Source organism: Burkholderia sp. Ax-1719 (genome assembly GCF_011753055.1).
Taxonomy (GTDB): domain Bacteria; phylum Pseudomonadota; class Gammaproteobacteria; order Burkholderiales; family Burkholderiaceae; genus Paraburkholderia.
In genome coordinates this window covers 118,741-130,503 of sequence record NZ_VWWJ01000010.1, presented here as the reverse complement: position 1 = coordinate 130,503, position 11,763 = coordinate 118,741, and the positions used below count along the sequence as shown (strand labels likewise).

8 protein-coding genes are annotated in these 11,763 nt (G+C 58.7%); 6 read left to right on the top strand and 2 right to left on the bottom strand.

Annotated features, from left to right (window positions below):
- Positions 1 to 5: 5 nt before the first annotated feature.
- A complete protein-coding gene (locus tag F3J17_RS19355; RefSeq protein ID WP_167062116.1) occupies positions 6 to 899 on the top strand; it encodes a GntR family transcriptional regulator in 894 nt (297 codons plus the stop codon).
- 36 nt (positions 900 to 935) lie between these two features.
- Positions 936 to 1,670: an ABC transporter substrate-binding protein gene (locus F3J17_RS19350; RefSeq protein WP_167062113.1), complete on the top strand. Its 735-nt coding sequence runs from the start codon at positions 936 to 938 to the stop codon at positions 1,668 to 1,670.
- A gap of 8 nt (positions 1,671 to 1,678) precedes the next feature.
- Here F3J17_RS19350 and F3J17_RS19345 read toward each other — a convergent pair whose 3' ends face one another.
- Together F3J17_RS19345 and F3J17_RS19340 are read right to left on the bottom strand one after the other, a co-directional pair.
- Complete coding sequence (locus F3J17_RS19345) at positions 1,679 to 2,203, bottom strand: hypothetical protein (protein ID WP_167062110.1); 525 nt, start codon at positions 2,201 to 2,203, stop codon at positions 1,679 to 1,681.
- A 9-nt stretch (positions 2,204 to 2,212) separates the two neighbouring features.
- Positions 2,213 to 4,267, bottom strand: a complete 2,055-nt coding sequence (locus F3J17_RS19340; RefSeq protein ID WP_167062107.1) for an alkyl sulfatase dimerization domain-containing protein — start codon at positions 4,265 to 4,267, stop codon at positions 2,213 to 2,215.
- Between the two features lie 574 nt (positions 4,268 to 4,841).
- On the opposite strand from F3J17_RS19340, the gene F3J17_RS19335 reads away from it, so the two are divergent.
- From F3J17_RS19335 to F3J17_RS19320, 4 genes are read left to right on the top strand one after another with little or no spacing between them, the layout of a single operon-like run.
- The gene (locus F3J17_RS19335) at positions 4,842 to 7,595 is read left to right on the top strand and encodes a type VI secretion system Vgr family protein (protein ID WP_345891217.1); all 2,754 of its coding nucleotides are present in this window, start codon (positions 4,842 to 4,844) and stop codon (positions 7,593 to 7,595) included.
- 24 nt (positions 7,596 to 7,619) lie between these two features.
- Positions 7,620 to 9,920, top strand: a complete 2,301-nt coding sequence (locus F3J17_RS19330; protein ID WP_205194864.1) for a hypothetical protein — start codon at positions 7,620 to 7,622, stop codon at positions 9,918 to 9,920.
- A complete protein-coding gene (locus F3J17_RS19325; protein WP_167062106.1) occupies positions 9,917 to 11,398 on the top strand; it encodes a virulence factor in 1,482 nt (493 codons plus the stop codon). Before F3J17_RS19330 ends, F3J17_RS19325 begins: the two co-directional genes overlap by 4 nt.
- Positions 11,399 to 11,414: 16 nt before the next feature.
- Positions 11,415 to 11,678 (top strand): PAAR domain-containing protein, encoded by a 264-nt coding sequence (locus tag F3J17_RS19320; protein ID WP_167062103.1) that lies wholly within the window; start codon positions 11,415 to 11,417, stop codon positions 11,676 to 11,678.
- Positions 11,679 to 11,763 lie beyond the last annotated feature (85 nt).

Sequence of the window (11,763 nt, the reverse complement as noted above, 5' to 3'; positions counted from 1 at the left end):
ATGAGATGATCGACCGATCCATTGCGACACAAATACTCGACTTGATCCGCACCGAAGGCATGGAGGCCGGCGCGCATCTGCCCGCGCAGATGCTGGCTGACCGCCTGCGCGTCTCGCGCTCGCCCGTGAATGAGGCGCTCGCGCTGCTGCACGAAAAGGGCGTGCTCAAGCGCGAGAAGAATCGCGGCTTTTTCGTGGCGCGTCCGGTGATCGAGTCGCTGTCCGACGTGGTGGATGAACTCGGGCTCTCCGAAACCGATCTCGTCACCCGCGTGTATTTCCAGATCGCCGACGATCGTCTCAAGGGCGAACTGCCCGATACGTTTTCCGAGCAATTGATCCGCACGCGTTATGGCCTGACGACGGGGCAATTGACATCGGTGCTGGGGCGGATCGCGCAGGAAGGCTGGGCCGAACGCAAACCCGGTTATGGCTGGGAGTTCTCGCCCATGCTCACGACGCCGGACAGCCTGCTCAAGTCGTACCGTCTGCGTCTCGCACTGGAGCCGGCCGCTCTGCTGGAGCCAGGCTACAAACTCGATCGCAAGGTACTCGAACGCTGCCGCGAGGTGGAAAAACATCTGCTGGCAGGAGGCATCGAAACCGATAGCGCCGATCAGTTGCACGAACGCGGCGTACGCTTTCACGAGTCGCTGGTCGAGGCGTCGGGCAACAGCTTCTTCATCGATACGATTCGTCGGGTGAATCGCGTGCGGCGACTGCTTTCCTATCGGTCGATGCAGCATCGCGAGCGTTATGTCGAGCACGCAAAGCAGCATCTTCATGTGCTCGAATTGCTGGAAAAAGAGCGCAACGAGGAAGCTTCCGAGGAATTGCGTCAGCATTTGCTGCATACGCTCGACGCGTTGTCGAATATCCGCGAAATTTTTGAACCTTGAAAAGACGCCCGGCATGCGGCGTCGTACACATCAATCATGAATATCGATCCCGCTGTCATCCAGGCTTTTGCGCCCACCGGCGTTTTGCGCGCCTCTATTAATCTCGGCAATCCGATTCTGGCGAATCGTGATGCGGCAACGGGCGAGCCATTTGGCGTTTCAGTCGATCTCGCGCGCGATTTCGCTGCGTATCTTGGCTTGCCGCTCGAACTCGTGGTGTTCGATGCTGCGGGCAAATCGGTCGAAGCCGTGAGCGACGAACGCGCGGATTTCGGCTTTTTCGCGGTCGACCCCAAGCGCGGCGAGACGATTGCGTTCACCGAACCTTACGTGCTGATCGAAGGCTTTTATCTGGTGCGAGAGGATTCGCCGGTTCGCACCAATGCCGATGTGGATGTGGCGCAGAATCGCGTGGCCGTCGGCAAGGGCAGCGCTTACGATCTGTTCCTGACGCGCGAACTGAAAGCGGCGCAAATCGTCCGCGCGCCCACATCGCCGACCGTCGTGCAGACCTTCATCGAGCAAAATCTCGAAGTGGCGGCGGGCGTGAAGCAGCAATTGCAGGCCGATGCGAGCAAGGTCGGCGGCCTGCGTTTGCTGGATGAGCGCTTTATGGTGATCCGCCAGGCGATGGGCGTGTCAAAGAGCCGGGGCGAGCAGGCGGCCGCTGTGCTGGCGGATTTCGTGGAGCAGAAGAAGGCGTCGGGCTTCGTCGCCAATGCGCTCGCGCGGCATGGTATCGAAGGGGCGTCGGTTGCGCCCCTCGCCTGAACGCAGGGTTACGCGACCGGAACCGGCGTATCCGCACGCGTGAGCATGCGCGTGAGAGACGTTGCCGATGCCGCGGGCGCATCGACGATAAACAGCGACGTATCCAATGCGTATGACATGTCGAAGCGGCCTGCCAGCCACGCACGCAGCGCCGCTTCGGATGTGACGACGATATTGCTGCGCTTCAGGTCTTCGCTCGCGGTGACATCGGGCATTTCGGGCACGATGTCCGGATCGAAGCCTTCGGTCGTCGCGTGGAAAAAGCCCCAGGTGTCGTTTTCGATTAGCAAAACGTAAAAGTCAGGCAGCGCGAGCAGATCGTCCGCCGCGTGACCGGTTTCGATGCGGGCTTGCAGCAGATTGAGCGCATCGACCGCGGACAAACGCTTACGCGCTGCCGCAAGCGCGCCGTCATCGGCATCGATTTCGTCGACGAGACCCGCTTCGATGGCCTTGCGCGTCGCCACGGCGGCGCTTAGCGCAAGCGGGTGTCCGATGCTGAACTCGATCTTGAATTCACAGATTGCGCACATGGCGGCACCTCAGGGCGTGACGATATTGAACCAGAAGTCGAACGTGTCGAGCCAGGAAACGAACTCGCCTAGCTTCTGACTATTGCCATCGATCTTCGCATTGCCGCCCATCACGAGTTTCTGCATATTGGTCTTGCCCATCATGATGTCGTTAAGATCAGCGCGCGTCATCGTGACGGTTGCATCGACGCTCTTCGAGTTGGTATCGCGAGAGTAATGGAGCGCGCTGTTCTCGACGCCCAGCACATAGTGTTCTTTCGTGTCGGTCAGAATGAGATTAAAAGCCGCTGTTTTGCCCGCGGCGCGATCGCCGTTCAGGCGGATGCCCAGATAGTCGAGAAACATGGGTAAAGGCATGGCCTGGATGGTGTCCGGGCTTTGGGGATTCGGCGCGGGCAGTTTTCTTACGCCGTCGCGCAACTCCATTGCACCGGTCAGGTAGAAATTACGCCATGGCGCCGACTCAGCCTGATAGCCCAGTTGCTCGTAGGTATCGGCGAGTAACTGTCTGGCAGCGGTGTTTTGCGGCTCCGCGAAGACAACGTGGTTGACGACCTCGGCTACCCAGCGATAGTCGCCCTTGTTGAAATAGCCATGCGCCTTGCTGAGTACGGCTGCCGATCCGCCCATGAATTCGACATAGCGCTTACCCGCTTCGGTTGGCTGCAGGCGATGCAGATTGGCCGGCACGCCGTCGAAAAAACCCAGGCGCAGGTTATATTGCGCAACGGCATCGTGATACACCGTGCCGTAATAACTGCGGCAATACCAGTGTTTCGCGAGGCTATCAGGAAGGCGCATGGCTTCGCCGATTTCGAGCGGCGTCAGGCCTTGATTAGCCATCCGTAATGTCTGGTCGTGAAGATAGCGGAACATATCGCGTTGCGCGCGCAGGAACGGGACGATACGGTCATTGCCCCATGTTGGCCAGTAATGCGAGGCAAACAGCACCTGGGCATCGTCGCCGAACATCTCTAGCGCCGTTTGCAGATATTTCGACCAGAGCAGACCATCGCGCATCTTGGCACCGCGCAACGTGTAGAGGTTATGCAACGTATGGGTGGCGTCCTCGGCCGCGCAGAAGGCCTTGTACTTGGGGATGTAGAACATGAACTCTGATGGCGCTTCCGACTCTGGCGCCATCAGCACCACGATCTCCACGCCGTCCAGCGTCATCTTTTGTCCGGTTTTTTCGGCGAACATTGTTGGCACGGCCAGCGTGATGGTGCCGACCGACGTGGTCTTGCCAAGGCCGCCGTCGACGATGCCAGTGGCGTTACGTGGCAGCAGCGAGCCATACATGAAGCTCGCGCGGCGACCCATCGCGTTACCGGCGATGACGTTCTCGCCAACGGCGGCTTCGGTGAAACCGGTTGGCGCTACGACTTGAACCTTGCCGGATCTCAAGTCTTCATCGCTAGCCAGGCCGCGTACACCACCGTAATGATCGACGTGGCTATGCGTATAGATCACGTGGGTGATCGGCTTATCGCCCAGATGTGGAATGACGAGTTGCTGCCAGACTGTGGAGGCGACTTCCGTCGTAATGAACGGATCCACGACGATATAGCCGTGATCGCCGCGAATGATGCTCATGACCGACAGGTCGTAGCCGCGCACTTGCCAGATGCCGTCTACTACCTGAAACAGCCCGTGATTCATGTTGAGCTTGGCATTACGCCACAGGCTGGGATTGACGGTGGGCGGGGCGTTGTTTTCCGGGCCGCCGCTCACGAATGCAAACTGTTGCAGGTCCCACGCGTGGACGCCGCCAGGACCGGGAATGACGACAGGCTCGGGGAGTGTTGCGATCAGTCCGCGCTTTGCGTCTTCGAAATCCTGTGCATCGGCGAAATTGAGGAAATCGGCGTATTGCTTGTTCAGGTTGGTTGTGGACGCCGTGGCAGGCTTGGAAGCCGCGGTGGTGGGGGTAGAAGGAGAACCGGTCTGTGCGAGCGTTTCGCCGACAACGCCGGAAAATCCGGTCGCTACACTGGCGACTGCCACGTTTTTGAGGAAAGCCCTGCGTGCCTCGGTCTTCGCTGCGCCATCCGATTCCGACATGACGACCTCCAGGTGTTTAATAACTTTAGGGTTACGAAACGACTGAAATAGACTGATAATTGATCTTATACATTATTAGAGCGACCGAGATAGTTTTGTGTGATTTCAGGAATTCAAGCAGCGTTATCGAGGCACTGGCTTTTGAATGCAAACGTTGCGGGGACAGGAGGCGTGGATTTGAATGCGTATTTACGATGGGTGGTTGGTCAACTATTATTTTGGTTAAAATTTGATTTTAAAATTTATATTTTTTATTAGATGGTTTTAATATTTTTATTCAATAAAAATGCGGGATGAAAATTACTGGCAAAACATGCTGAATAGATGATGGTGTTGAAATTTTGTCGAATGATCAATGACTTGTTTCGGGAAAATTTTCTTCTTGATAAGAAAATCTAACTCAGTGCAGTGAAGTTTTTTCCTGTTCGTCATAAATTTGACAGAAATTTGGCATCCTGATAATTTGACGTGAAATTCATCGTAAGAATTTAAAACGCATACTCGCAAAAAATAAGCATCTCGCGCGAGTTATGCATTTTGCGTCAATGCGTATTCCGCATTCGGGGAACAAGCCGTGAATTATCCCATCCCTCGCGTCTTTATCGGGGCCTTGCCGTCGCAAGAGAGTCGTCCTTTCCGCCTGTACTGGAGCCGTTCGCAAAAGACGCTTGCGGGCTTACTGCTCGTGCAGCGTCTCGATATACGTGAAGTGCTGTGCGGCGGAATCGAAGGACAATTGACCTGCATCTCGACAAGCATCGGCATACCGCTTGAAAGTTTTCTCGGTCAGCCGCTTACAGTGCAACTGGCCACGGACAAGGGAGAGCTGCACTCGATCTGCGCCATCGTGACCGATGCCTATGAGGGCGAGTCCGACGGCTCACTCGCCACCTATCAGCTGGTGATTCGCGACGCGCTTTCGATCATGGAACGGCGCGCCAATACACGTATCTTCCGGCAAAAGAATGTCGTCGATATCCTTCAGACGCTCGTGCGCGAATGGCGTACACGCAGCACGACGCTGGCGGGCGCGTTTGATCTCGATGTCTCGCAACTGGACCCGGCGAAATATCCGGTGCGCGAACAGACCTTGCAGTTCAACGAATCAGACGCGAGCTTTGTGCGCCGTCTGTGCCGGCGTGACGGTATTGCGTGGTTCATAAAGGCCGGTGGCACGGGGCAGAGCGATAGCGCCGAACAACCGTTCCATACGCTAGTGCTGTTCGATGACGCGACAAGGCTGGCGCGGGCGAGCGTGGGGACAGTGCCTTATCACGCGGATGCGACCATCGGCGTGGCCGATTCGATTACCCAGATGTGCATTGGCCGGCAGATCGTGGCGGGCGCAATCAGGCGCACGAGTTGGGATCTGAAGCCAGGGCGCGTCGACGAAATACAGGTTCCCACGAGCGTCGAACAAGGCGTGGCTGGTAACGATCTCGCACGTCTACTCTCGGACTCTCGCATCGACTCACCGCACATGGCCGATTCATGGAGCGACTACGATCGACTGGGCGTTGCGCGGCTGAACGCGCATGGTTCCCGGTCGGTGCGTGTCGATGCGGCCAGCGGCGTGCGCGATCTTGCCGTGGGCTTCTGGATCGGCGTGTCCGGACATCCTGAACTGGACCGCCTGCCCGAAGAAAAGCGCAGCTTCGTTGTGACGACGTTGCATCACCGGGGCGAGAACAATCTGCCGAAAGATCTGGGAGAGCGGGCGCAGGCCTTGTTCGCGGCGAGCCGCTGGCCATTCGCAATGACGCCATTGGCGCCCGACCCGTACCCTCGGCCCTCTGCCCTGGATGACGCAAGCTCGGGCCGCTACGAAAATACCTTTAGCGCAGTGCCGCGCGGTACGCCGCTTACGCCCACATACGAGCCGAACGTCGACCTGCCGCCGGTGCACCCGATCGTCGGCGCAGTCACGGCGCCCGATGGCGAAGAAGTGCATTGCGATGAATATGGCCGCGTCAATGTGCAGATCCAGGGACTCGATCCTGACGATCACACGCACGCCAATGGCGCAGGCACAAGCGGCACTCCGTCCGATAGCGCCTGGGCGCGCGTGCTGGGCAACTGGGCGGGCGACACCTATGGCGCGCAGACGCCGCTGCGGGCAGGCATGGAGGTCTTGCTGGATTTCGTGGGTGGCGATCCGGACCGGATGTATGTCGCGGGCGTCTTCATCAATGGCCGGAACATGCCGGCGTCGATGTTCAGTGGCAAGGGTGCGTTGCCGGGCAATCGCTATCTGTCCGGGCTGCGCTCGAAAGAGATCAAGGGACAGCGCTATAACCAGTTGCGCCTGGACGACACACCGGCGCAGATCAGCGCCCAGCTAACCAGCCAGCATCAATTTTCGGAGCTGAATTTAGGCTATCTCACGCAACCGCGTGACAACGGACAAGGCGCAAATCGCGGCGAAGGCGCGGAGTTGCGTACGGATGCCGCTGCCGCGCTACGGGCCGCGCAGGGCATTCTGCTCACGACCTACGCACGTGCGCAGGCGAGCGGCAATCAGCTCGATCGGGATGAACTGATCCAGCTGCTCGGCGAGTGTACGGAACTGTTCAAGTCGCTGGGCGATTACGCCGGACAGCACGGCGGCCAGGCGATGGACGCGGCAGGCCAAAGCGCGGTGGCATCGGCGCTCAAGGGCTGGCAGGCATCGGGTGGCGAGCCGCTGATGGCGTTCGGGGCCGAAGCTGGGGCTGCTCACGTGACGCCAAAGACCCATGTGACTTATGCGGGTGAGAACATCGACCAGGTCGCGCAACAGCATGTTCAGGTGACCAGCGGCCAGCGTATCAACCTGCAGGCCGGGCATGGCGTTGCACTGTTCGCGCAGGCCGACGACGTATCGGCGGTTGCCAATCAGGGCAAAGTCAAATTGCAGAGCCAGGCTGACGATACGCAGATCGATTCGGCGAAGAATATTCAGCTGACCGCTGCGGGCGGCAAGCTCACGGGCGCCGCCAGCGATCAAGTCGTGCTCGTGACCTCGGGTGGGGCTTATCTGAAGCTGCATGGCGGCGATATCGAGCTTGGCTGTCCCGGCAATTTCACGGTCAAGGCCGCGGGACACACGTGGGCCGGTGCCGCAAGTATGAGCGCCGACATGCCGAAGTTCGATCACGCGCCGCTGGGCCGTGTACCGCAACTCGTGCGGGCAACGGACGGGCAAGCCGCGAGCGGCTACGAAGGCGAGGTTCGCAAGGCGGCTGGCGACATCATCAAAGGGCAAACCGACGGCTCGGGGCAGTTGCCGCCGATCAATGGCGACCAGTTCGAATCACTGGCGGTGAATTTTTTCAAGAAGATCAGCTAAGCGCATCTTGCGAATAACAAGAACATGACCGATTCCTTCATTGATCCGTCGGCCTCGCAGGCTGGCGCCGCGAGCGATACGGCTAGCGCGGCGGATGCGGGCGCTGCACCGCGTATTCTCGTCGGCGGCGGTCGGGGCCCGACGCTCTTTGACGTGCAGAGCAAGCTCGTTTGCGTCAAGCAAATGCCGTTGCCCGGTGTGGTGATCTTCGTGCATGGCGTGAACTCCGAGGGAGAGTGGTTCACGGCGGCCGAAGAGGGACTGTGCAAGGGGCTCAACCGGCGGCTGGGGCGGCTCGATGACCAGATGAGCTACACCGGCGTGGTAGGCGGCCAGATGTCGCCAGTGAGCTACACGGGGAGTTTGACGCCGGATGGATATATCAATCCGGACCTTGGCTCCGCAACCTACATCAAACCGGCTCCCGCATTTTCACCTGTGATCCATTTTCGCTGGGGCTACAAAGCGAACAAGCAGGACATGAAGGACTACGGCGCTAACGTCTTTCTCAATGAGCAGAACTATTGGGGAGGAGGCCCATTCGCAAATGGATGCACGAGCCTGGCCGATCTATGGAGCGCGGGTGTCGATGACCGGGTCTTTGGCTGGATCACTGTCCAGGCGATGAATCCGACTTCACGCCTTGTCTATCGGACACCGCCGCGGCCATACATGGTGATGGCTGCATTACGCCTTGCCAGGCTGATCCAGTCGATCCGCCAGAAGCAGGCCGACGTGCCCATCACTGTGGTCTGTCACAGCCAGGGAAACATGGTGGGTTTGGCCGCGGCGTTCCTTGGCGACCGCATGTCGGATGTCACCGATCCATTCCAGAAGACCGGTCATTGCGTCGCCGATGCCTACGTGCTTGCGAATGCTCCGTATAGCCTCGTCGAAAAATTGGGCATGGACAACTGGACGCAGCGCGAATCGCGGGATGCGCAAGGTAACCGGGGGCGTGAGACCTTCACCGCGCGAGCCGAGACACTCAAGAACTTCTTCGAAATCCTGCGCAAGCGCGCCGCGCTCGAACAGGACGCCGGCGAGGTCGACAAGGAAATGGCCAGCACGCGGACCTCGGAACTGGGAGGCAAACCGTACAACTCGGGACAGGATCGGATCGACTATGGCGTGAACGGACACACCTATGGGCGCGTCACTGTGTATTGCTGTCCGCACGATCAGGTGATTTCAGCGACGACGGTGCAGGGGATCGGCTGGCGGGGGATGAGCGCGGCAGAAATCGACAAGACCGGCGGTCATGGCGTTCTGACGCAAAGAGTGTTTGCGACAAACTATAAGATCGGTGACGGAAGCAACACCACGTATAACTATCGGAAAAACGACTGGCGAGCAGAGGTGATCGACAAGAAGGGCTTCTGGTCTCCACCATCGCCGCCTGCGAAGTTCGGGCTATCGAAGGCGCTGCGTGGAAACCGCACGATGTTTGGCAAGTTCGGTACGCTTACTACGGCGCCGCTGCTGTATCTCGCCACGCTCCTCGTCAAATTGCCTGTGAACGAGGACCCGCCGAAAGACTGGGAGGTGCCGGTCAATGCCCCCTTGCTCGACGAACCGTTCTTGCCGGTCGCGATGCGCTACGGTAAGGAGATCGAATACAAGGCCGATGGATACACCAGCAACTTCAATGAGGGCTATGATCCGCCGTCTGCGGCCCGCAACGCCAAAAAGTCCGCGACTGATGCACAAGCAGACGACCCGTACGATACCTTCAAGGCTGATCCTTCCATGGTAAGCGGGCAGATGACGGAGAGCGATCTGAAGGCACAAGGTACAGTGGAGAGTGAGGCGTCGCAACGCTATGAGGACCATGCCGTTTTGCGGCAGGAGGCGCGTCGCAATGCACAGCAAGGAGATACGAACGGCTGGGTCGATGAGGATGGCAGGGTAACGGGCGAGGACGATGCGGCGAATGCCCCGGCGGGTTATCACGACTGGCATAACGATGAGATCAATACCATTCTGCGAGACGGGATGAATAACAACCCGACGAACCACTCCATTACGATGACGAACTCGTTGCATGCGCAAAAGGCCTTGGCCTATGACGTGGCGATTGGGGTGTGTTATTTGACAGAAGAAGACTGGTCCCAATTGCGAATCGAGGCGGACTGGCGGATGTGGAATGGGATACCCGCTAGCAATCCTAACAAGCAGTATTCTGATTATTTTCAGACCGGAAAGCACAAGGACCAGTATCTGCACATATGGGCTAACACAGACCCAGAGGCTACGTTGCCGGCGGACAAGATCCACGATCAGCGCGAGGGAGAGCTGTTTCTAAAGGTCGGAGACGTGGTATGAGCACGCTATTCGGGACATGGCCCCGACGATGTGGACTGGCCATCGCCGTCATGGCTCTTGCAAGCGTGCTGATGCTGATACTAATGGTCTATGAAGACCGGGCGATACCCGCCATGTTGACGATGGGAGAAGTGATGAAACGACTGGTGATCCTGCCAGGCCTCTTGGCGCTCGCGGTGTTCTTGTTGACAGCGGCGTTTGCACCCATGACCGCGCAGGCGGCTGTGCCGGGGGAGTCGGTATCAAGCAGCGAGACCGGTAATTCTGGAAAGCTGTTTGCTGCGCAGGTGGTGGGACTCGAGTGGTTAAATCCCTTGCAGCGTCGTGACTATCCGACCGAGTGGCAGATCCTTTGGACATTGGGACTGGTCACACCGAACAAGCACGACGACATGGTCAGTACGAACCCGCAAAAGTATGGTGCGCTTCGTGCCGTGCTGGCTGTCGCTGATGGCGTGCGCGGACAGGAGACGTTTGACGGTTTCTACCAAAAATATGTCGATACGCTGCTTTTGCTGTTCGGCGACAGATACGCGATGAACGGCAAGTATTTTTATACCGTCCAGCCAAAAGACAAGAAACTGTGGCGCGAACTGGCCGGCGTTCACGTCGAGTTTGCCATTCCGGCTGGGCGTCTTGATCCCGTCGAGGCGCAGTCTTACCTCCGCGATCGCATGAAGCTGTTCTTCGAAATCGGCAGCAAATCGTCTCCCGACCTCTGGAGCAAGGACACGCCGCCGGATGTGCACGTCACTCCCGGTGGTGCCAACGCTGGCTTCACCTCGTTAAACAAGGCGCTGGACTATCTGCAGGCGAATCCAGACAAGAGCGTCTGGGTCATGAACTGGGACGCGCCGAGCTTTCCACCAAAAGACAGTCAGATCAACGAGAACATGGTGCTGCTGATCCTCGCCGGACCGGATATGAAGACCGACCGCGCGCCGCTTGCCTGGATCGGCAAGGCGTCTAGCGGAAACGTCAAGGACTTCGAAGCGAAGGCGGGCACTACACGCGCAGTCGAGGCGTGGAAAGCGACAATCGAGGGTGCTGCACACAATGCCAACGTACCGGCGAGCAAGATCAACTACGTGATCCATGACGCAGGCAAGGGCAGCGACGCCGCCTCTTCCCGTATCGGCTCGCTTGGCCGCACGCTCACTGAAACCCTGCCGGAATTCGATTTCCAGAAGCAGACCTTCAACACGCCAGGGCTACTAGGCGATATGGGCGCAGGCACTGCGCTCACCGATGTCGTGCTGGCAATCGGCCGGGCGAATCACCTTGGAGAAACGGTGCTGGTAGCGGGCACGACGAACGCCGAGCATCCGGTCGCAGTGGTGGTCGTGCCACCGGCCCAACCGTTGCCCATCGACCCTAACGCTGACTGGTACCGTGCACGCGGTGAGAACAACGCTTACCTGCCGTGGTGGGGGCGCCGCTACGACACGAAATACAACCAGCAAGGCTGGTCCTGGTGAGTCAGAAGGGGCAGCCATGAGAGGCATCATTCGCGTGGGCGATGCGACCAGCCACGGCGGCAGGGTCGCAACCGGCAGCCAGGTCAGCGAGGTGATGGGCCGTGCCGTAGCCCGGCAGGGCGATCGCTGCATTTGCCCGATGCAAGGGCATCAGAACTGCGTGATCGCAGAAGGCGATTCATCGTTTATCGTCGACGGAAAGCCCGTTGCGCTCGACGGCCATAAAACCTCGTGTGGCGCGACGTTGATCTCAAGCCTGTCGTCGTCGGGGCGGGAATAACGGGCATTTACGTGCCGGAAGTTTAATGACGTGAGCGAATCGCCTCCCGCTTAACCCTTACTGATCGGCTCCCATGCTGACAGAT